The sequence below is a fragment of the Bradyrhizobium sp. 190 genome, assembly GCF_023073415.1.
GTDB lineage: Bacteria > Pseudomonadota > Alphaproteobacteria > Rhizobiales > Xanthobacteraceae > Bradyrhizobium.
This window is the reverse complement of record NZ_JADPJL010000077.1, coordinates 56,401-76,910: the sequence shown is the minus strand read 5'-3', so window position 1 is coordinate 76,910 and position 20,510 is coordinate 56,401. Positions and strand designations below refer to the sequence as shown.

The window sequence follows — 20,510 nt, the reverse complement described above, 5'->3', positions numbered from 1 at the left end:
CGTGCAGACGACGCTGCTCGGCCTGGCAATCGCCTTCATCATTGCGCTGATTGCCGCGCTCGTCGGGCCATATTTCATTGACTGGAACCAGTTCCGGCCGCAATTCGAGGCCGAGGCGACGCGGATCATCGGCGCGCCGGTCCGCGTCGGTGGCAAGCTCGACGCGCGGCTGTTGCCGGCGCCGTCGCTGCAACTGCGCTCGGTCGCGGTCGGCGGCGCCAACGATCTCGGCAAGGTTCGCGCCGACAAGCTCGACGTGGAATTCAGTCTGGGCTCGCTGATGCGCGGCGAGGTGCGCGCCACCGAACTGACGATCAACGGCATGTCGCTCGATCTCGGGCTCGACGCGAAGGGGCGCATCGATTGGCCGGCGACGACCGGGACAGTCAATCTGGGCTCGCTGGCGATCGACCGGCTCAATCTCACCGGCCGCATCGCCCTGCATGATGCGGCCAGCCGCAGCACGTTCGAACTGAACGATATCGCCTTCAGCGGCGATGTGCGCTCGCTGGCCGGCTCGATCCGCGGCGACGGCAACTTCATGCTGTCGGGCACGCGCTATCCGTTTCGCGTCTCCTCGGGGCAGGGTCCCGACGGCAACGGTACCCGCGTTCATCTCAATATCGATCCGGGCCAGCGTGCGCTCGCCATCGATCTCGACGGTGTTCTGAATTTCGATGCCCGCGCGCCGCGCTTCGAGGGCGCGATGACGCTCGTCGCTCCTCCCGGACAGAAGGGCAAGGGCAACGATCCACCGTGGCGTATCGCGGCGAAAGTCAAAACCGATTACTCGGCGGCCCGGCTCGAACAAATCGAGGTGACCTACGGCGCCGAGGAGCGCGCGCTAAAACTCTCCGGCAACGGCGACATTCGCTTCGGCGCATCGCCGCTGTTGCGTGCGGCGCTTTCGGCGCGCCAGCTCGATGCCGACAGATTCGTCACCAAGGACAATTCCACCGAACCGGCCCGCGCGCTACCGGCGCTGTGGGCGCTCACATCCGTCGTTCCACATCTGCCGGTCCCCGCGCAGATCGAACTCGCTTCCGAGCAGGTCATGCTGGGCGGACGCCCATTGCAGGACATCGCTGCCGAGCTGGAAGGCGATGCCAAATCCTGGCGCATTCACAGGCTGGAGTTCCGCGCGCCCGGCGCGACCAGGGTTTCGCTCAGCGAGACCGGTACGAAGAGCGTTGCGCCTGATAGCTTCAAGGCCGCGCTCAGCGTCGAATCCTCCGATCCAGAGGCGCTGCTCACCTGGCTGCAGGGCCGCGGCGAGATCGCCTATCGCAGCCAGAAGCCGCTTCGGCTGCGCGGCGACGTGACCGTCGCGCCCGAGGGCTTTGCCATCGACGCCATGAAGGCCGACATCGAAGGCGGCACGGTGGAGGGGCGGGTGGTGGTGTCGCACCGGCAGGTGGATCGCGGCTCCCGCGTTGATGCGGAATTGAAGGCGGAGCGGCTCGATCTCGGTGCCGCCACCGCCTTTGTGCGGTCGCTGGCGGGACCGCAAGGCGAGTGGCCGGATGAAGGAAAGCTTTCGCTCGACATCGGCCGCGCCACCTCCGCCGGGCAGGAGCTGAGTCCGCTGCTCGCCAGACTGGCCTACTCGCCGGCAAAGATATCGCTCGAGCAGTTGAAGATCGGCCAGCTTGAAAGCGTGACGCTGGACGGCGCGGGCAATTTCGACCGCGTCAACGCGACCGGATGGTTCGCGCTCAATTCAAGCGCCGCCTCGCTCAGTCGGTTGACCAGCCTGATCGTTCCCTTTTCACCGGTGCTGGCCGCGCGGCTCAATGCGATGGGGACCAGCCCGGGCCCGGCGCGCCTGAAATTGGCGCTCGACCTCACCAGGAGTGCCGGGCAGTCCGATCGCGTCCAGGCGCGTGCCACAGCCGATCTCGACTCGCCGTTGCTCAAGGGCGTCACCACGATCACCGGCAGGCCGGCTGTCGCGGCAATCCAGGGCCTCGATCTCGCAGCTCTCGGGCGCAGTGAAGTCTGGGTCGATTCGAAATTGTCGTCCGAGCAAGGTCGCGCCTTGCTTGCCGGGCTCGGTCTTGATCGCGTCGTCGCGGCGGGCGATGGCCCTGGGCAGTTCGAGGGCACCGCGACCGGCGCGTGGGGTGCGCCGTTGCGGCTCAAGGCAAAGATCTCGGCAACGGGCCTTGATGCCGAAGCGGAAGGCTCCGCCGAGCCATGGGCGCCAGAGGCGCAGGCAAGTCTCGGCCTGAAAGTTCGCCGCGGCGATTTCGGGCCGCTGCTCGATCTCAAGCCGGCGGATACGCTGGCGCAGAACATCGGCCTGTCTTCGCGCGTACAGCTCACCGGGAACAGGCTGACCTTCGACGACCTCGACAGTAGCCTCGGCGGTTCGCGCCTGCGCGGCAGCCTGGCGGTGACGCTCGGCGCGGAGAAGGAGATCGAGGGTGAAATCGGCGCCGATCAGGTCGCGCTGGCGCCGGCCTTTGCCATGGCGCTCGGCGCCGCCGGACACGATGCCGCCGAGCCGCTCGGCACTGGCCTGGCGAAGGGCTGGCGCGGCCGGATCGCGTTTCAGGCGCTGCGCGGCCTGCTGCCGGGCGGAAGCGAATTGCAGCCGGTGAGCGGGGTGATCAAGAGCGACGGCCAGTCGCTGACCTTCGATGCCATCAAAGGCAAGATCGGCGGCGGCGATGTCACCGCCAGCATGGATGCGAAGCCAGGCGCGACCGGCATTGCGTTGAACGCGAGTATCCAGTTCTCCGGTGTCGACGGCACGGCGCTGCGCTATCGCAACCTCGCGATGCCCGCCGGTCGCGCGTCGATGCAGATGACGCTGACGAGCCAGGGCCGCAGCGCCTCGGCGCTGGCGGGCGCGCTGTCCGGCAGCGGAACGCTGACGCTGGAAGCGGCCCGGATTTCAGGCCTCGATCCGCGCGCCTTCGAAGTAGCGGTCCGCGCCAATGACAGCGGGCAGGCAAAGGACGACGTCCGACTGAAGCAGATCGTCGAAGCCGCGCTTCCGGTGGGCGCGCTTGCGGTTCCTTCCGCGCAGATACCGTTCACCGTCAGGGACGGCCGGCTTCGGGTGGGAGCGACGACGCTGGACGGCAATGGCGTGCGCGCCATCGTTTCGGGCGGATACGATATTGCCGCCGATCAGGCCGATGTCCGCGCCGCCCTTTCCTTGACGATGACGACCGGGCGTCCGGAGATTCAATTGCTTGCCGTGGGCACGCCCGACGCGATGAATCGCAGCGTCGACGTTGCCCCCTTGTCTTCGTGGCTGGCGGTGCGCGCGATCGATCACGAAACCCGAAGGCTCGATGCCATCGAACGGGGCGAGCCGCCGCCGCCGTCGCCGCCGCCGATCGTGCTGCCCGCGGATGGACTATCGCCGATCCCGGAGGCGGCGCTGCCGCCCGCGCCGGTGACCCCAAAGGGCCGCGACCCACGGCGGCCTCCTGCGAAGAAGGCGACGGCGCCGCGTCCGCCCGTCGTCAATGCGCCGCCGGCGCCTGTCGCCGGCCAGCCGCAGGTTGCGCCGCTGCCGCCGCCGATCGAAATCAGGCCAGCGCCGGGCACGGCCAAGCAGAAGCCGCCGCCGCCGCGTCCGCCGCTGGCGCTGACGCCGCAGGTCGCCAATCCGCCGGCGCGTCCCAATTAGGGCGTGGACTCATCATTAGCGCGCAGCCATAGGCAGCCGGTCGCTTTTGAGGCAAAGCAGACATCAAATGACAGGCAGCGCACGCAGACTCAGTCGAAAATGACCCGGAGCAGACGAACGTCCGCCGGTCACGTCGTGTTTTCTCCCACAAACATCTTGTAAATGAGCTGGAATTTTCCGGGCTCTGATAGGATGAGTTTTCCCTTCTGCGCCTCGAGCAATGCCGGATACCACGGCAGCTTTTTTGCGATATCCACGACAATCGGGTCGCGCGTGATTTCAACGAAGGTTTCCGTGAAGCGCGCAGTCGGATCGACAATGCTTGCGACATTCTCCGCGGTCACCTTCCGGGCGGATTTCGGATCGGCTGGATTTGAGAACCAAACCAGCCGTGGAAGGCTATTTGGCGAAAGTTCGCGACGTCCCTTGAGGAGCGGAAGCTTCGGTAAGTCCTCGGTGGTGCTTCGATTGCCGAATGCGTTGGCGCATAGCCATGTCGCGTCAACGGCTCCGTCTGGAACGGGAGAGACATTTTCTCCGGTATAAAGCGTTGCGACGACAACCCCGCGGGATCCAAGATCTATCACGGTTGCCTGTCCGCCAAGGCTCGGCGCGCACTGACCCAAGCCAGCGATCTTCGGTCCACACCCCCAGGCAACCTCGATCACACTCGATCCGGTGTAAACCTTTCCATCAACCGATAGAGATATCTCAAGACGGTAGCGATACGAATAGGTCGGAAAATTCAGCTTGTAGACCGCGTAAACGGCAACAATGACAGCCAACGACGCTGCAAGCCATTTCATGCTGGTTAGCGAACCTCTACAGCAGATTCTGAACCGAATAAGGTGTTCAGCCTAAAGACCGGCAAGGATTTGGCCCATGATCACGCATTCCTGCATGTAGCAAACGAAGATTAACTGAATGTTTGGGTGACGCCAGCAATTGTCTCCTCTTGGCCCTTCGCGTCATTTCGCTGCCGTGCGGTATCGGCGTCGCTCCAAAAGCAAAGCAGGCATTTCTTCTTTACGTCACGCCACCGGTTTCATGAGTACATGGCCTAGCCGAGCGCGATCTCCCGACTGATTCCGATCGCCCGCAAAAATGCCTCGTCATGGCTGACCACGATCAACGCGCCGTCGTATCCTTGCAGCGCATCTTCCAGTTCTTCGATTGAGGCGAGATCGAGATGGTTGGTCGGCTCGTCCAGCAGCAGGATGAAGGGCGGCTGCGGGCGTGCGAATACGCAGGCGAGGCCCGCGCGCAGCCGTTCGCCGCCTGAGAGCGTGGCCGCGATCTGCAACGCCGCCCGGTTACGGAACGCAAACCGCGCGAGCGCCGCGTGGGCCTCGTTGGCTGTGAGCTCTGGATTGAGGCGACGCAGATTGTCGAGAATGCTCGCGTGGGGATCGAGCAGGCCGATGTGCTGATCGAGCACGGCAATGCGGTCGGTGCGGCGGCCGACGTCGCCGCTCGCAGGTTTCAGATCGCCGGTGATCAGGCGGAACAAGGTGGTCTTGCCGGAACCGTTGGCGCCGCGGATGGCAATCCGCTCGGGTCCGCGAACGTCGAATGACAGCGGTCCGAACAGATGGCGCTCCCCAAAGGTCATCGCCACGTCCTTGAAGGCGATGAGTTCGCGCCCGCCGGGTAGGTGGGTGCGCGGCAGGTCGATCGAAAGCGGCGTCAGGATCTCGACTTGCGACCTGGCCATCTCCAGCGCCTCGGCGCGCTCACCGAGCAGGCGGCCGGCGAGCTGGCTTTCGCGGGCGGCGCTGTTCTCTGCGCGCTCCTTCTCGCGGTCCATGAACATCTTGTCCTCGATGCCCTTGGCGCGCCAGGCGCGGCCAGCCTTGTCGCGGCGCGCCTTCTTTTCCCGCGACTTCTGCAGCGCGCGCTCGGTGTTGCGCAGGGCGTCCGAGGCGCGGTCGAGGTCATCAGCGGCGCGGGCGCGTGCGGCCTCGCGCGCTTCGGCAAAGGCCGACCACGCGCCACCGAATATGCTGATGCCGACCGGCGTCAACTCGACGATGCGGTCGACGCGTTCCAGTAGCGCGCGGTCGTGGCTGGCGACGAGGACGCCGCCCTGCCAGCGTTCGAGCATCTGCGCCACGGCCTGCCGGCCGCAGCTATCGAGATTGTTGGTGGGCTCGTCCAGCAGCAGCAGATCCGGCGCTTCGATCAAGAGGCGCGCCAGTGCGATCCGCGTCCGCTCGCCGCCGCTCAAGGAGACGATCGGGCGATGCAGCGGCATTGACGGCAGTCCGGCTTCGACCAGCGCCGCCTGTATCCTCGCCTCCAGCGTCCAATCCGCTTCCGTCGCGTCATCAAGCGATCCTTGAATCGATCCTTGGCCGCGTTCGAGCCGGCGTAGGCGGGCAAGGCCGCCGGCGACGCCGAGCGCCTCGTCGACCGTCAGTCGTTCATCGGTCAGTTGCGCGAGCATGCCGATCGAGCCGATGCGTTGCAGCGATCCGCTCGCGGGCTCGATCTCGCCCGCGATCAAGCGCAGCAATGTGGATTTGCCGCAGCCGTTGCGGCCGACAAGGCCGGTGCGCTCGCGCCCGTTCGCAAGCGTCAATCCATCGAACAGCAGGCGTCCGTCAGGCGTGGCGAGGGAGATGGAATCCAGAACGAGAAAGGCAGGCATGGAGAGCTTCCGAAAATGGACTGAGGTCGCGAGGCGCGGTCAGCTTTGCGATGTCCATTTCTCTCTCCAGGCTCTCTGTGCGACGGGTCTTCTTCCGTCAGTCTTCGTCGGTTCCGCCCGCCGCTTTTGCGGGGAACTGTCACGACCATCAATTAGATAGGCGCCTTGCCGTCATTCGTCCAGCCTGCCGCAATGCGCAACGCTTGCGCTGGTCCGGCGGGAATACTTGCCGCCCGGCGGGGTCTGTACCTGCGGCTGGACCATGGATTCGCTCACGCAGGAAAACCGGAGGTTCGCATGATGAAATCGGCAATCAGGCTCGCAACGCTGGCACTGTTTTCGGTGGCTCTGATCGCATCGCCGCCATCCGGTCCGGCCTTTGCCGCGGGAGGCGGCGGCGATCCACCTTCGGCCACCCCACCACCGCCGCCGCCGGACAATAGATCCGCTCCCAGGTCGAGCTCCAAATCCAAGAAGAAGCCCACCAAACAGTCGAGCGCCGACGATGCTGCCTTCCGACAAGGATACCGTGCCGCTCACGCGACGATCTATGAGCGCAACGATTATGCTGCCGCCATCGAGCAGCTAAAGGCGCTTCACCGCGACGACAACGCCAGCGTCGCCAACCTGATCGGCTATTCCTATCGCAAGCTCGGCGACTACAAGCTGTCGCAGACCTGGTACGAGCGCGCGCTGAAAGCAGACCCGAAGCACGTGCTGACCTGGCAGTATTACGGCCTGTGGCAGATCGAACAGGGCAATCGCGACCAGGCCTCGTATCATCTCGGCCGCATCGCAGCGATTTGCGGCACGGGCTGCGAGGAGTATCGGTCGTTGGCCGCGGCGCTCGAAAAACCGCCCGGCACCGGACTCGTTTATTGAGGTTGCGATGAAACAGGGCGGGTGCGCTTGCGGCGCGCTCGCCTGAACAGCAAGCCTTAAGCCTGGGGCCGCGGAGCGTCCGGCGCGGCAGGCGGCATGGCGCGGGTGCGGAAATAGTCGAGCACGAAGAGGCGGATCGCCGAGGACAGATTGCCCTGCTGGCGATTGCTGTCGATCTCGCCGACCAGCTCGGACAAGGTCATGTTCCGCAGCCCCGAGATTTCCTTCATGCCGTTCCAGAAAGCCTCTTCGAGGCTGACACTGGTCTTGTGGCCGGCGACCACGATCGAGCGCTTGACGACGGGTGACTTCATGACGCGTCTCCGTCATCGAGCTTGTGCTGGTCCAAAAGATCGCCGGCGCGATCCTTGCGACGTTCATCGAGAGCGCGTTCGGCTTTGGTCCGGCCAAACCGTGCGCGGTTGGCGTCGGCCTGCCTTTCCGATTGTTCCCGTTCGTTGCGCTTCTTGAATCGCTTCAGATTGATCACGTCTGCCATGTTCGCCTCCATCATCCGGCGACTCGAAGGCATGATAATTCATTGGCTGGAAAAAAATCGTGTGGTGCGTTGACAAATTGAATGGTCATTCGGAATCCCCGTGTAGCGTTCTTTGATAGCATCAAAAAATATGTTTCGCTCTGCGAAAACCGAATAATTCCTGCTCGTACCATGCGTCAACGCAACCGCGATAGATGACCAACCTCATTCTTCAGGTATGATCCATAATTTATATTTCTCACCCGTAGTTTCCCGGGGGAGGCACTCAGCCCGGGTGTGTCATTTTGTCCGGCTGCACCAGGCGTTCGAATTCGGCGGCGTTGACAAATCCGAGGCGTACAGCCTCTTCCTTCAATGTTGTTCCGCGCGCGTGCGCCGATTTGGCGACCTTCGCGGCGTTGTCGTATCCGATCTTCGGAGCCAGTGCAGTGACCAGCATCAGCGAACGCTCCATCAATTCGCGAATTCGCTTTTCGTCGGCGCTTATGCCCGCCACGCAAAGTTCGGTGAACGAGCGCGTCGCGTCCGACAGCAGTTGAATGGAATGCATCATACAATATGCCAATACGGGTTTGTAAACATTCAATTCGAAATGTCCCTGGCTCCCGGCAACGGTGACGGCTGTCTGGTTACCGAACACCTGACAGCAGACCATGGTCATCGCTTCGCACTGGGTCGGGTTGACCTTGCCGGGCATGATCGAAGAGCCCGGTTCGTTTTCCGGCAGGATCAATTCGCCAAGACCGGAGCGCGGGCCCGAGCCCAAGAAGCGAATGTCATTGGCGATCTTGAACAGGCCGGTCGCCACCGAATTGATCGCGCCATGCACCATGACATAAGCGTCGTTGGAAGCCAGTGCCTCGAATTTGTTGGGCGCGCTGGTGAAGGGCAGTTTTGTAATCTTCGCGACGTGCCTGGCAAACAGTTTTGCAAATCGCGGCTTGGAATTGAGACCGGTTCCAACCGCGGTGCCGCCTTGCGCCAGCGGGAACAACTCCTTCACCGCGATGCGCAGCCGCGCGATGCCGCTCTCGACCTGCGCGGCATAGCCCGAGAATTCCTGCCCCAGCGTCAATGGCGTTGCGTCCTGGGTGTGGGTTCGCCCGATCTTGACGATTTTTGCGAAGGCCTTTTCTTTCTTGCGCAACTCGCGATGCAGTTCGCTGAGCGCCGGAATCAGGTCGGCGATGATGCGTCCCGCGGCGGCGATATGCATCGCCGTCGGAAATGAATCGTTCGACGACTGGCTCATGTTGACGTGGTCGTTGGGATGAACCGGCTCCTTGGCGCCGAGTTTGCCGCCCAGCAACACGTTGGCGCGGTTGGCGATCACCTCGTTGAGGTTCATGTTGCTCTGGGTGCCGGAGCCGGTCTGCCAGACCACGAGCGGAAAGTGATCGTCGAGCTTGCCCTCGATCACCTCGCGTGCGGCACGGATGATGGCGCCGGCGCGGCGCGCATCGAGCAATCCGAGTTCCTGGTTGCTTTGGGCGGCGGCGAGTTTGACGGTTCCTAACGCATGGACGATCGCCATCGGCATGCGATCCTGGCCGATCTTGAAATTCTGTCGCGAGCGTTCGGTCTGCGCGCCCCAATAGCGGTCGGCGGGAACGTCGATCGGACCGAAGCTGTCGGTCTCACTGCGGGTAGATTTGTTTCCGGATGTTTCTGATCGAGCCATGCGTAAGTCCGTTGCGCCGTGAAATGGCGGAACGTGTACACTACAGCGTAGCCGATTTTCTCGCGCTTAGATTATTTCTTACGAAAGCGATCCAGTCGCACCACTTCCGCGCCTTCGCTCGTCTTCGCCGGCTCGTCCTTGCTTTCCGCGGCGAGCTCCGGCGCGGCGACGGGCAGGGCGGACGGAGCGGGGACAGCCGGCAGCTTCGCTGCAGGTGTCTCTGCCGTGGCTTCCGACGGCTCGAACTGCAGGCCGAACTGCACCGAGGGATCGAGAAAACTCTTGATCGCCGCGAACGGCACCACCAGCCGTTCGGGGATGCCGCCGAACGACAGGCCGACCTCGAAACGATCCTCCGTCACCACCAGGTCCCAGAACTGATGCTGCAGGATGATCGTCATCTCTTCCGGATATTGCGCCAGAAGCCTCGGCGACAGCTTCACGCCGTCGGCGGTGGACAGGAAGGTGATGAAGAAGTGATGCTCGCCCGGCAGGCCGTGTTCGGCGGCGTCGGTTAGCACGCGGCGCAGCACCCCGCGCAGCGCGTCGCGCGCCAGCACGTCATAACGGATATGATCGGTCGCCATGGTCGTCCTGTTACGTTGGATGGCCGCCGGTCTCCCGACTCGCCCCTTTGCCCCATGCTACCCCGGCGGGAGCCGCAGGTCAGCAGGCGTGACGGAGCGAATTTGCGGCAGAACGGCGTCGTCGGCCGGAAATGAAAGAATAAAGTGGAGGCTTCTGTTGCCAGGTGCCTCCGAACCCCGCCTAGCGGAGCTTAACCCACCAGGACTTTAGACTTGGTCTTTCAAACTGCGTTACGCAGCCTGAGCAACCGGAGCATAGTTGTCGTTTGCAACTATTGCATAGCCCGATAACGGCGGAACCATACCGAGAAAAAACTCGCCCTTTACGCCCTCGTCGATCCTGTTTCGCCCCCGCCGAAACCCATCCTTCAGGGGTGGGCTTGGGTGGAGGCGCCGGGTACTGCCCCCGGGTCCGAATGGTTTATTGCGACGGCCATTTATTTCCATAGCCGGCGAACCGGCACCCCCAATATAGGGTGCAAGTTTGGAGAAAAATAGGGCTGAAGGCGCTGAACGGGCGGGGATTACGGCCCCCGGGCTTTCGGTTTGATGTCGCACAGTTGCGGTTTCGCCACGAATTCGACCATTCCCGAAATGCACGGGGTTCCGACCGCGTCCCAGCGCGGCATGAATTTTCGCCGGCGTAGACGCTGGATCGTGCTGCTGATCGGCTGATCGCTCGCGTATTTGCGGCGCTACAATCGCAAAGGTTGCGATCTGCGGCCCCTTGCTGGGCTGATTGCAGCTTTGCCACTTCATTTGCCATCCGACTCGGAGGCGCCTTGGGTTTTGCTGGCGTTGTCTGAGGAAAATCGCTAGCAAGTTTCCGGGACAAGCATCCAGGTTATCCAAACAAGCGGGCGAGAAGCCCGCTGTTGGGGGAGGAGATATCTATGAACGCTACGCCGGGCCATGCGCCGGTCAAATCCATCATACCGAAATGGGTTCGCAACCCGCAGGAGTTTGTCGGCGGAATTGCCTTGATGGCGATTGCCTTGTTTGCCCTTTGGGCGTCGAGCGACCTGCAGGGAATGCGCGGGTTCTCGTTCGGCGCCGGTACCGCGCCGCGGATGTTCGGATTTTTGCTGCTGGGACTGGGCGCCCTCATCACTGTTGTCGGCGTTGTCACCGAAGGTCCCCACCTGGCAAAATACCATTGGCGGGGACCCTTTTTCGTGACGGTCGCGATCTTGACGTTCGCCTTCACGATCCGGCCGATGGGAATGATCTTTGCGGCCATGGCGAGCTTTATGATCGCGGCATGCGGGACGCCCGAGACTCGGTGGGTGGAAACGTTTATCGTGGGCGTCTGCCTGACCGCATTTTGCTGCCTGTTGTTTCCGTACGCGCTCGGACTGCCTTTGCAGCTCCTGCCGTCATTCATGATCCGTTGAGGGCGCAATGGGAGACGTTTTCACAAATCTTGGACTCGGCTTCGGCGTCGTTTTCCAGTTCGTGCAGTGGACGCCCGCCTTTCTTGGCGGAATGTCCATTCCGATCCCGGTCAATATTCTGCTGTGCCTGATCGGTGCGCTGGTCGGTACGCTGGTCGGCGTGCTGCCGGGCATCGGCACCATCGCCACCGTGGCCATGCTGCTGCCGATCACCTTTGGCCTGCCCCCGGTCGGCGCGCTGATCATGCTGGCCGGCATCTACTACGGTGCGCAATATGGCGGCTCGACCACGTCGATCCTGGTCAACATTCCAGGTGAGGCTGGTTCCGTGGTCACCGCGCTCGACGGTTTCCAGATGGCGAAAAAAGGCCGCGCCGGTCCGGCGCTGGCGATCGCCGCGATCGGATCGTTCTTCGCCGGCTGCGTCGCGACCGTGCTGATTGCCCTGCTCGGCGCGCCGCTCACCAAGATTGCGCTGGCGTTCGGTCCTGCCGAATACTTCTCGCTGATGGTGCTCGGTCTGATCTTCGCAGTTGTGCTCGCGAAGGGCTCGGTGCTGAAGGCGATCGCGATGATCGTGTTCGGCCTGCTGCTTTCCATGGTCGGGTCCGACATCGAGACTGGCGCGTCTCGCATGGCCTTCAACATTCCAGAACTGGCTGACGGTCTTGGTTTTGCCACGCTGGCGATGGGACTGTTCGGCTTTGCGGAGATCATTCGCAATCTCGATGCCGGCGGCGAGACCGATCGCAAGCTGGTTCAGGAGAAGGTCTCGGGACTGATGCCGACGGGGAAGGATCTCAAGGAGTCGACCCCTGCGATCCTGCGCGGCACCATGCTCGGATCGATTCTCGGCATCCTGCCGGGCGGTGGTGCTACGATCGCATCGTTCGCGGCATACACGTTCGAGAAGAAAATCGCGAAGGATCCCTCGAAGTTCGGTCATGGCGAAATCCGGGGCGTCGCAGCACCCGAGAGCGCCAACAATGCCGCCGCGCAGACCTCCTTCATCCCGTTGCTGACGCTCGGCATCCCGCCCAACGCCGTCATGGCGCTGATGGTCGGAGCGATGACCATTCACGGCATCGTGCCGGGCCCGCAGGTGATGCAGAAGCAGCCGGAACTGGTTTGGGGCATGATTGCCTCGATGTGGGTCGGCAATCTCATGCTCCTCATCATCAACCTGCCGATGGTCGGGATATGGGTGCGGCTCCTGCGCGTGCCGTATCGCCTGATGTTTCCGGCCATCGTGATCTTCTGCTGCATCGGCATCTACTCCGTGAACAATGCGCCAACGGATGTCATGATCGCAGGCGCCTTCGGCCTGGTCGGCTACTGGCTGATCAAGCACGATTTCGAGCCGGCGCCGCTGCTGCTCGGCATGGTGCTCGGACCGCTGATGGAAGAAAATCTGCGTCGGGCGCTTCTGATCTCGCGCGGCGACTGGTCGGTCTTCCTGACGCGTCCGCTGTCGGCGGTGCTGATGGCGATTGCCGCAGCGTTGCTGGTCCTTACGGTACTGCCAGCGCTACGCAAGAAGCGCGACGAGGTGTTTGTGGAGTCGGAAAACTGACCTGCGTCGGTGCGCCGCAGCCCGAAGTCTGGTCGACTTCGGGCTAATTTTCTATGCCATGGAAAATGCCGGCCGGCGGGTTCGGCATTGCAACGGATATCGGGAGGTCAAAATGAATTGGTACGGTCGCTCGCTCGCGAGCGGTTTTCTGGCAGTGCTTGCCGGAATGGGCTTGTCTTCGCAGGCTCAGGCTCAGGCCTATCCGACGCGCAACATCACCATGATCGTGCCGTTCGCGGCAGGCGGTCCGACCGATGTCATCGCACGCATCGTCACCGGCCATATGGCGCAGACGCTCGGTCAAGCCATCATCATCGAGAACGTCGTCGGCGCCGGTGGCACTACCGCCACCACGCGCGCATCGAAGGCCACGAATGACGGCTATACGCTGATTACCGGGCATATGGGCACGCATGCGGCCTCCGTGCCGCTTTATCCCAAGCTGGCCTATCACCCGGAGAAGGATTTCGAGCCGGTCGGTATGCTCGCCGGCACCCCGATCCTGATCCTGGCGCGCAAGGATTTCCCGCCGAAGGATCTCAAGGAATTCATCACCTATGTGAAAGCGAATGAATCCAAGGTCAACGCGGCGCATGCCGGCATAGGTTCTGTCTCGAATGTATCGTGCGAATTGTTGAACTCGATCCTGGGAGTCAAGCCAATCGGCGTTCCCTTCAACGGCACCGGGCCGGCGATGAACGCGCTGGTGGCCGGGCAGGTCGATTACATGTGCGACCAGATCGTCAATGCCGTGCCGCAGATCAACGGCGGCACCATCAAGGCCTATGCCGTGGCGACGGCGGAGCGCAATCCGTCCCTGCCTAATGTTCCGACCACCACCGAGGCCGGTCTGCCGGCCTTCCAGGCTCAGGCGTGGAACGCGATTTTTGCGCCCAAGGGAACGCCTGCAGACGTCATCGCCAAATTGAACGCTGCGATCGTCAAGGCGCTGGATGACGAGGGCGTGCGCAAGCGCCTGCTCGAACTCGGCAGTGTGATCCCGGCTCCCGCCGACCGCACCCCGGCCGCGCTGGGAACCCTAGTGAAAAATGAAATCGCCAAGTGGACGCCGGTGCTCAAAGCGGTGAATTAACCCACACAATCAAGACAATGGGCGAGGGGCGGGACGCAGGTTCCGCCCCTTGTCGTTTGCGCAGGGGATGATCATTTTTCCGGGTATAATCGGTGTGCGAAGCCGAATCGGCGTGTCGATCGGATCTCCCGGCCGCTAAATTCGCCGTCCCGAAAAGGTCTGAAGCACCTGCCATGAACCAGTACCACGATCTGCTTGAACGTATCCTCAGCGACGGCGCGGAAAAGCACGACCGCACCGGCACCGGCACGCTGTCGATCTTCGGCCACCAGATGCGTTTCAACCTGTCTTCCGGCTTTCCGATGCTGACGACCAAACGGCTGCCGCTGAAGGCGATCGTGCACGAATTGCTGTGGTTTCTCGCCGGCGACACCAACATCAAATATCTCAAGGACAATGGCGTTTCGATCTGGGATGAATGGGCCGACGCCAACGGCGATCTCGGCCCCGTCTACGGATCGCAGTGGCGCTCGTGGCCGGCGCCGGACGGGCGCAGCATCGACCAGATTTCCAACGTCATCGACATGATCAAGCGCAACCCGGATTCGCGGCGGCTGATCGTCAGCGCGTGGAATCCGGCCGATGTCGACAAGATGGCGCTGCCGCCCTGTCACTGCCTGTTTCAGTTTTACGTCGCGAACGGCAAGCTCTCCTGCCAGCTCTACCAGCGTTCCGCCGATGTGTTCCTCGGCGTGCCTTTCAACATCGCTTCCTATTCGCTGCTGACCATGATGGTCGCGCAGGTGACGGGCCTGAAGCCCGGCGATTTCGTGCACTCGCTCGGCGACGCGCATCTCTACTCCAACCATCTCGAACAGGCGCGGCTGCAACTGACGCGGCCGACGCGGCAATTGCCGGCCATGAAGATCAATCCGGAAGTGACGGATATTTTCGCGTTCCGTTACGAGGATTTTGCGCTCGAAGGCTACGATCCGCACCCGCATATCAAGGCCGAAGTGGCTGTATGAGCAGCAGCGGTGTGAGCATCTGATGTCCCTCACGATCCGCCGCGCGCGGCCGGGCGAAGCGGGGCTTGTCCTGTCCTTCGTGCGCGAACTCGCCGAATACGAAAAGCTGCTTCACGAAATGGAGGCGACGGAGGCCGACATCGATGCGGCGCTGTTCGGCGCCAATCCGCGATTGTTCTGCGAGATCGCCGAATGGGACGGCGTCCCCGCCGGCTTCGCGGTCTGGTTCGTCAATTTCTCGACCTTCAGCGGTCGCTCCGGGATCTATCTCGAAGATCTGTTCGTTCGCCCGGCGCTGCGCGGCAAGGGCATCGGCAAGGCGCTCCTGGTGCATCTCGCAAAAGAATGCGTGGCAAACGGCTGGTCGCGTCTGCAATGGTCGGTGCTGGACTGGAACACGCCGTCGATCGAATTCTACAAATCGCTCGGCGCGGTCCTGATGGACGAGTGGACGGTTTGCCGGGTCAGCGGTCCTGATCTGACAGCGCTGGCGCAAGGGACGCGGTAATGGAAGTCGTTCTCATCGTTGCGGTCGCGGAGAACGGCGTCATCGGGGCAGGTGGCGCCATTCCGTGGCGGCTGAAATCCGACATGGCGCGTTTCAAGGCGCTGACGACGGGAAAGCCCGTGGTGATGGGGCGCAAGACCTTCGTCTCGATCGGCCGGCCGCTTCCCAGACGGACCAATATCGTGGTCACCCGCGATTTGGGCTTTCGCGCCGATGGCGTGGTGGTTACCCATTCCTTCGCCGACGCGAAGGTGATCGCCACCGGCGATGCGCTGCGACGTTTCGCCACTGAGATCGCGGTGATCGGCGGCGCGGAAATCTATGCCCAATGGATCGACAGCGCCGATCGCCTGGAGATTACCGAGGTGCACGCCCGGCCCGACGGCGACACGCGTTTCCCACCTGTCGATCTGACCGCTTGGGAAGAGGTGGCGCGGGTGCGGAATCCGGCCGGTCCGCAGGACAGCGCCGGTTTCTCGTATGTGACATTTCGCCGGCGCAAGCCGCGTTAACCGCGCTAGCCAATGTTTGCATTGACAATTTTGGCATCAGGCATAGCTGCTTCGAACAGGAAGCTTGCGTTGTAAGGGACCTAGCGGTCCCCTATAAAGCCGGGCGGATATGCGAGGCTTAAGGCATCTTGCCAACAGGCGGACCCGGGCCCCCCGCAGAGGAGAGTTTATATGCCGTGGAAGAATCAAGGCGGAGGCCCATGGGGCCAGGGTCCCAAGGGGCCATGGGGCGGCGGACCGCAATCGGTCGGGCCGAGGCCCCCCGATCTGGAGGACCTTCTGCGGCGCGGCCAGGACAAGCTGCAGGCGCTTTTGCCGGGCGGACATTTCAGCGGCATGGGCATCGCGCTGGTGCTGGTTGGCGCGCTGGCGATCTGGGGATTGTCCGGATTCTTCCGCGTGCAGTCGGAGGAACTCGGCGTCGTGCTGCGCTTCGGCAAGCATGTGCGCACGGTGCAGCCCGGCCTGAACTATCATCTGCCCTATCCGATCGAGACCGTGCTGCTGCCGAAGGCGTTGCGCGTCTCCACCCTCTCGATCGGCATGTCGCTGATTGACGATCCGGCGCGGAGAGGCCGCACCATGCGGGACGTGCCGGAAGAAAGCCTGATGCTGACCGGCGACGAAAACATCGTCGACGTCGACTTCACCGTGTTGTGGCGGATCAAGCCCGACGGCGTCGGCAATTTCCTCTTCAACATCCAGAACCCCGAAGGCACCGTGAAGGCGGTGGCCGAAAGCGCGATGCGCGAGGTGATCGGCCGCTCCTTGATTCAGCCGATCCTCACCGGCGCCCGCACCACGAACGAGCAGGGCGTGCAGGAATTGATGCAGAAGACGCTGGATCAATACGGCTCCGGCATTCAGATCACGCAGGTGCAGATGCAGAAGGTCGACCCGCCCGCGCAGGTGATCGACGCGTTCCGCGACGTGCAGGCCGCGCGCGCCGACTTCGAGCGGCTGCAGAACGAGGCGCAGACCTATGCCAACCGCGTTATTCCCGACGCGCGCGGCCGCGCCGCGCAGATCCTGCAGGTCGCCGAAGGTTACAAGGAACAGGCGGTCGCCGAGGCCAAGGGCCAGAGCTCGCGCTTCACAAAAGTCTACGACGAATACAAGAAGGCACCTGACGTGACGCGGCAGCGAATTTATCTCGAGACGATGGAGCGGATTCTCGGCGGCTCCGAGAAGCTGGTCTATGACGGCGGCAACGGCAACGCACAGAGCGTCGTGCCGTATCTACCGCTCAGCGAATTGACGCCGCGCCGTCCGCCGGCCACGGCTGGCCAGCAGCAGCAGCAGGGAGGCACGCGATGAGGTCTCCCGTTACAGGTATTGTCATCCTGGTCCTGCTGTTCCTCGCGGTGATCGTGGGCTACAGCTCGATCTTCACGGTGTCGCAGACCGAACAGGCGCTCGTGGTCCGGCTCGGCCGGCCGGTCGACGTCGTGTCGCAGCCGGGCCTGAACTTCAAGGCGCCGTTCATCGACACCGTCATCAGCATCGACAAGCGCATCCTCGATCTGGAAAATCCGTCCCAGGAAGTCATCGCTTCCGACCAGAAGCGGCTCGTCGTCGACGCCTTCGCCCGCTACCGGATCAAAAACCCGCTGCGCTTCTATCAGAGCATCGGCTCGATCCAGGCAGCCAACATCCAGCTCACCACGCTGTTGAACGCGGCGCTGCGCCGCGTGCTGGGCGAGGTCACCTTCATCAATGTGGTGCGCGACGAACGCGAGGGCCTGATGACGCGTATCCGCGACCAACTCGACAGGGAGGCCGATCAGTATGGCATCGAGGTGGTCGACGTGCGTATCCGCCGCGCCGATCTGCCGGAGCAGAACAGCCAGGCGGTCTACAAGCGAATGCAGACCGAACGTGAACGCGAGGCCCAGGAATTTCGCGCCCAGGGCGGCCAGAAATCGCAGGAGATCCGCTCCAGGGCCGATCGCGAGGCGACCGTCATCGTCGCCGAGGCCAATTCGACCGCCGAGCAGACGCGCGGTGTCGGCGACGCCGAACGCAACCGCCTGTTCGCCGAGGCCTATGGCAGGGATCCGGATTTCTTTGCCTTCTACCGTTCGATGTCGGCCTACGAGACCGGGCTTCGCTCCAACGATACTCGCTTCTTGTTGCGGCCGGATTCCGAGTTCTTCCGCTTCTTTGCCAATCCGTCGGGCTATCCCCCGACGGCCGCGGCGCCGAAGCCATAGCCGTCCGGCCGGAATACACGCGTTGCGGCGAAGCGGGCTCGCTTCGCCGGCATAGAAAGCAAAAGGCGCTTGAATAGCGGGGGGTTACCATCCGATGAGGTCCATAGCGTTTGCCGACTTCCTCATCGGTGTGGCTCTGCTTTTTGTATTCGAGGGCCTGATGTTCGCCGCGAGCCCAGCCTGGATGCGCCGGGCGATGAAGAGCGCGCTGGCAACGCCTGACAATATCCTGCGGATCGTCGGCATCGTCTCGGCGGTCGTGGGTCTGCTCCTGATCTGGTTTGTGCGGCGGTAAGCTTCCACCGTCATTCCGGGATGGTCCGCAGGACCGGGCCTCAGACGTGAAATTGCGCATCTGGGTTCGCTTCGCGCCCGGAATGATGGCGACCAACCCGTGCAAGTAGCTGTGGCGTCAACGTAATCGTGAGCCGGCTGGGGCCGGTTTTTCGCCGGAATATCGGGCGCAGATGCTTGCGCCTCGGACCCGTTCGGGCGCACTGTGGGCCCGAATTCACCCCCTTGGAGACAAGCCGACATGACCGGTGTCAGACCCACCTTGAGCCGCCGCCTGCGCCTGATGGGGATTGCGATCTCGTTCAGTGCCGCCAGCTTGCTGGCGTCGGTGCCGGCCAGCGCGCGCGGGCCGGACGGCATCGCCGACATTGCCGAAAAGGTGATCGACTCAGTCGTCAATATCTCGACCTCGCAGAACGTCGAGGCCAAAGGCGGCGGCAACAACAGGGAAGCGATGCCGCAATTGCCGCCGGGCTCGCCGTTCGAAGAGTTCTTCGACGATTTCTTCAAGAACCGTCGCGGCGGCGCTGCTCCCAAGGACGGCGACAAGAGCGGTGAGATGCAGCGACGCAAGACCAATTCGCTCGGCTCCGGGTTCATCATCGATGCCGCGGGCGTCGTCGTCACCAACAATCACGTCATTGCGGACGCCGACGAGATCAACGTGATCATGAACGACGGCACCAAGATCAAGGCCGAACTGGTCGGCGTCGACAAGAAGACCGACATCGCGGTGCTGAAGTTCAAGCCGGTGAAGCCCGTGAACGCGGTGAAGTTCGGCGATTCCGACAAGCTGCGGCTCGGCGAGTGGGTGATCGCGATCGGCAATCCGTTCAGCCTCGGCGGCTCGGTCACGGCCGGCATCGTGTCGGCGCGCAACCGCGACATCAGCCAGGGGCCGTATGACAGCTACATCCAGACCGATGCATCGATCAATCGCGGCAATTCCGGTGGGCCGCTGTTCAACCTCGAAGGCGAGGTAGTCGGTGTCAACACGCTGATCATCTCGCCGACCGGCGGTTCGATCGGCCTCGGCTTCGCGGTGCCGTCGAAGACGGTGGCGGGCGTGGTCGATCAGCTCCGGCAGTTCGGCGAGCTGCGCCGCGGCTGGCTCGGCGTGCGGATCCAGCAGGTCACCGAGGAGATCGCCGAAAGTCTCAACATCAAGCCCGCCCGCGGCGCGCTGGTTGCGGGTATCGACGACAAGGGGCCGGCCAAGCCCGCCGGCATCGAGCCCGGCGACGTCGTCGTCAAGTTCGACGGCAAGGACGTCAAGGATCCGAAGGATCTCTCGCGCGTCGTTGCCGATACCGCGGTCGGCAAGGAAGTCGACGTGGTGGTCATCCGTAAGGGCAAGGAGGAAAGCCGCAAGGTCACGCTCGGGCGCCTCGAGGATAACGAAAAGGTGCAGCAGGCCGCCGCCAAGACCAAGGACGACCCCGTCGAGAAGCCGGTGACGCAAAAGGCGCTCGGCCTCGATCTCGCCGCGCTGAGCAAGGACCTGCGCACGAAGTACAAGATCAAGGACAGCGTCAAGGGCGTGATTGTCACCGGTGTCGATGGTTCCTCCGACGCCGCCGAAAAGCGGCTCTCCGCTGGCGACGTCATCGTCGAGGTGGCGCAGGAAGCGGTCACTAACGCCGCCGACATCAAGAAGCGCGTCGATCAGCTCAAGAAGGACGGCAAGAAGTCGGTGCTGCTGCTGGTTTCGAACGGCGAAGGCGAATTGCGCTTCGTCGCGCTGAGCGTGCAGTAAAACTGGTGTGACCTCGGCTGGCCGCTCCACACGACGATGTCGTCCCTGCCTAGTGCGCAATTGCGCACGGGCGCAGGGACCCATACGCCGCGGCACCAATTGTTTTGGAAGACGTCAGCCATCTTGCTTTTATCGAGAGGACAACGCGCTATGGGTCCCTGCGTTCGCAGGGACGACGTAGAGTTTTATCCCCCGCGAACTCCTCGCGCCGCAATTTTCGCGCCTGCGAGCGAGCGTCACCACAAGCACTTCGG

The 20,510-nt window shown here is 63.0% G+C and carries 18 protein-coding genes and 1 other RNA gene; 12 read left to right on the top strand and 7 right to left on the bottom strand.

What is annotated here, in order from left to right; translation table 11 throughout:
- Window position 1 precedes the first annotated feature (1 nt).
- Window positions 2-3,646 (top strand): AsmA-like C-terminal region-containing protein, encoded by a 3,645-nt coding sequence (locus IVB22_RS38180; protein WP_247522293.1) that lies wholly within the window; start codon window positions 2-4, stop codon window positions 3,644-3,646.
- Between the two features lie 128 nt (window positions 3,647-3,774).
- Here IVB22_RS38180 and IVB22_RS38175 read toward each other — a convergent pair whose 3' ends face one another.
- Both IVB22_RS38175 and IVB22_RS38170 read right to left on the bottom strand, forming a co-directional pair.
- Window positions 3,775-4,452, bottom strand: a complete 678-nt coding sequence (locus tag IVB22_RS38175; protein WP_247522292.1) for a hypothetical protein — start codon at window positions 4,450-4,452, stop codon at window positions 3,775-3,777.
- Between the two features lie 254 nt (window positions 4,453-4,706).
- A complete protein-coding gene (locus tag IVB22_RS38170) occupies window positions 4,707-6,296 on the bottom strand; it encodes an ABC-F family ATP-binding cassette domain-containing protein (protein WP_247522291.1) in 1,590 nt (529 codons plus the stop codon).
- A gap of 297 nt (window positions 6,297-6,593) precedes the next feature.
- Between IVB22_RS38170 and IVB22_RS38165 the strand changes: the two genes are divergently transcribed.
- A complete protein-coding gene (locus IVB22_RS38165) occupies window positions 6,594-7,178 on the top strand; it encodes a lipopolysaccharide assembly protein LapB (protein WP_247522290.1) in 585 nt (194 codons plus the stop codon).
- 56 nt (window positions 7,179-7,234) lie between these two features.
- On the opposite strand, the gene IVB22_RS38160 is transcribed toward IVB22_RS38165, so the two are convergent.
- The 5 genes from IVB22_RS38160 to ssrA all read right to left on the bottom strand — a co-directional run bounded on the left by IVB22_RS38160 (window position 7,235) and on the right by ssrA (window position 10,446).
- On the bottom strand, window positions 7,235-7,492 hold the full coding sequence (locus IVB22_RS38160; RefSeq protein ID WP_247522289.1) for a ribbon-helix-helix domain-containing protein: 258 nt from the start codon (window positions 7,490-7,492) through the stop codon (window positions 7,235-7,237).
- Window positions 7,489-7,677, bottom strand: coding sequence for a DUF4169 family protein (locus IVB22_RS38155; RefSeq protein WP_247522288.1), 189 nt, complete (start codon window positions 7,675-7,677; stop codon window positions 7,489-7,491). Before IVB22_RS38155 ends, IVB22_RS38160 begins: the two co-directional genes overlap by 4 nt.
- A gap of 265 nt (window positions 7,678-7,942) precedes the next feature.
- A complete protein-coding gene (gene fumC, locus IVB22_RS38150) occupies window positions 7,943-9,358 on the bottom strand; it encodes a class II fumarate hydratase (protein ID WP_247522287.1) in 1,416 nt (471 codons plus the stop codon).
- A gap of 71 nt (window positions 9,359-9,429) precedes the next feature.
- Window positions 9,430-9,945, bottom strand: coding sequence for an SspB family protein (locus IVB22_RS38145; RefSeq protein WP_247522286.1), 516 nt, complete (start codon window positions 9,943-9,945; stop codon window positions 9,430-9,432).
- 143 nt (window positions 9,946-10,088) lie between these two features.
- Window positions 10,089-10,446: a transfer-messenger RNA gene (gene ssrA, locus IVB22_RS38140) on the bottom strand.
- A gap of 374 nt (window positions 10,447-10,820) precedes the next feature.
- Between ssrA and IVB22_RS38135 the strand changes: the two genes are divergently transcribed.
- The 10 genes from IVB22_RS38135 (at window position 10,821) to IVB22_RS38090 (ending at window position 20,256) form a co-directional block, all read left to right on the top strand.
- The gene (locus tag IVB22_RS38135; protein WP_247522285.1) at window positions 10,821-11,339 is read left to right on the top strand and encodes a tripartite tricarboxylate transporter TctB family protein; all 519 of its coding nucleotides are present in this window, start codon (window positions 10,821-10,823) and stop codon (window positions 11,337-11,339) included.
- Between the two features lie 7 nt (window positions 11,340-11,346).
- The gene (locus IVB22_RS38130; protein WP_247522284.1) at window positions 11,347-12,912 is read left to right on the top strand and encodes a tripartite tricarboxylate transporter permease; all 1,566 of its coding nucleotides are present in this window, start codon (window positions 11,347-11,349) and stop codon (window positions 12,910-12,912) included.
- 112 nt (window positions 12,913-13,024) lie between these two features.
- Window positions 13,025-14,005, top strand: a complete 981-nt coding sequence (locus IVB22_RS38125; protein WP_247522283.1) for a tripartite tricarboxylate transporter substrate binding protein BugD — start codon at window positions 13,025-13,027, stop codon at window positions 14,003-14,005.
- Window positions 14,006-14,178: 173 nt separating this feature from the next.
- Window positions 14,179-14,973: a thymidylate synthase gene (locus IVB22_RS38120; protein WP_247522282.1), complete on the top strand. Its 795-nt coding sequence runs from the start codon at window positions 14,179-14,181 to the stop codon at window positions 14,971-14,973.
- 22 nt (window positions 14,974-14,995) lie between these two features.
- Window positions 14,996-15,481 carry a GNAT family N-acetyltransferase gene (locus IVB22_RS38115; RefSeq protein ID WP_247522281.1) on the top strand — a complete coding sequence of 162 codons (486 nt, stop codon included), beginning with the start codon at window positions 14,996-14,998 and terminating at the stop codon, window positions 15,479-15,481.
- Entirely contained in the window at window positions 15,481-15,993 is a 513-nt protein-coding gene (locus IVB22_RS38110; RefSeq protein ID WP_247522280.1) for a dihydrofolate reductase, read from the top strand. Before IVB22_RS38115 ends, IVB22_RS38110 begins: the two co-directional genes overlap by 1 nt.
- Window positions 15,994-16,164: 171 nt before the next feature.
- Window positions 16,165-17,310 (top strand): FtsH protease activity modulator HflK, encoded by a 1,146-nt coding sequence (gene hflK, locus IVB22_RS38105; RefSeq protein ID WP_247522279.1) that lies wholly within the window; start codon window positions 16,165-16,167, stop codon window positions 17,308-17,310.
- Complete coding sequence (gene hflC, locus IVB22_RS38100; RefSeq protein WP_247522278.1) at window positions 17,307-18,206, top strand: protease modulator HflC; 900 nt, start codon at window positions 17,307-17,309, stop codon at window positions 18,204-18,206. Before hflK ends, hflC begins: the two co-directional genes overlap by 4 nt.
- Before the next feature lie 94 nt (window positions 18,207-18,300).
- Window positions 18,301-18,501: a DUF2065 domain-containing protein gene (locus IVB22_RS38095; RefSeq protein WP_247522277.1), complete on the top strand. Its 201-nt coding sequence runs from the start codon at window positions 18,301-18,303 to the stop codon at window positions 18,499-18,501.
- A 240-nt stretch (window positions 18,502-18,741) separates the two neighbouring features.
- On the top strand, window positions 18,742-20,256 hold the full coding sequence (locus IVB22_RS38090) for a Do family serine endopeptidase (RefSeq protein WP_247522276.1): 1,515 nt from the start codon (window positions 18,742-18,744) through the stop codon (window positions 20,254-20,256).
- The last annotated feature ends 254 nt before the right edge of the window (window positions 20,257-20,510 follow it).

Coding starts and splice junctions, on each gene's coding strand:
- IVB22_RS38175 (WP_247522292.1), bottom strand. CDS start 4,452: ATGAAATGGCTTGCAGCGTCGTTGGCTGTCATTGTTGCCGTTTACGCG.
- IVB22_RS38170 (WP_247522291.1), bottom strand. CDS start 6,296: ATGCCTGCCTTTCTCGTTCTGGATTCCATCTCCCTCGCCACGCCTGAC.
- IVB22_RS38165 (WP_247522290.1), top strand. CDS start 6,594: ATGATGAAATCGGCAATCAGGCTCGCAACGCTGGCACTGTTTTCGGTG.
- IVB22_RS38160 (WP_247522289.1), bottom strand. CDS start 7,492: ATGAAGTCACCCGTCGTCAAGCGCTCGATCGTGGTCGCCGGCCACAAG.
- IVB22_RS38155 (WP_247522288.1), bottom strand. CDS start 7,677: ATGGCAGACGTGATCAATCTGAAGCGATTCAAGAAGCGCAACGAACGG.
- fumC (WP_247522287.1), bottom strand. CDS start 9,358: ATGGCTCGATCAGAAACATCCGGAAACAAATCTACCCGCAGTGAGACC.
- IVB22_RS38145 (WP_247522286.1), bottom strand. CDS start 9,945: ATGGCGACCGATCATATCCGTTATGACGTGCTGGCGCGCGACGCGCTG.
- IVB22_RS38130 (WP_247522284.1), top strand. CDS start 11,347: ATGGGAGACGTTTTCACAAATCTTGGACTCGGCTTCGGCGTCGTTTTC.
- IVB22_RS38125 (WP_247522283.1), top strand. CDS start 13,025: ATGAATTGGTACGGTCGCTCGCTCGCGAGCGGTTTTCTGGCAGTGCTT.
- IVB22_RS38120 (WP_247522282.1), top strand. CDS start 14,179: ATGAACCAGTACCACGATCTGCTTGAACGTATCCTCAGCGACGGCGCG.
- IVB22_RS38115 (WP_247522281.1), top strand. CDS start 14,996: ATGTCCCTCACGATCCGCCGCGCGCGGCCGGGCGAAGCGGGGCTTGTC.
- IVB22_RS38110 (WP_247522280.1), top strand. CDS start 15,481: ATGGAAGTCGTTCTCATCGTTGCGGTCGCGGAGAACGGCGTCATCGGG.
- hflK (WP_247522279.1), top strand. CDS start 16,165: ATGCCGTGGAAGAATCAAGGCGGAGGCCCATGGGGCCAGGGTCCCAAG.
- hflC (WP_247522278.1), top strand. CDS start 17,307: ATGAGGTCTCCCGTTACAGGTATTGTCATCCTGGTCCTGCTGTTCCTC.
- IVB22_RS38095 (WP_247522277.1), top strand. CDS start 18,301: ATGAGGTCCATAGCGTTTGCCGACTTCCTCATCGGTGTGGCTCTGCTT.
- IVB22_RS38090 (WP_247522276.1), top strand. CDS start 18,742: ATGACCGGTGTCAGACCCACCTTGAGCCGCCGCCTGCGCCTGATGGGG.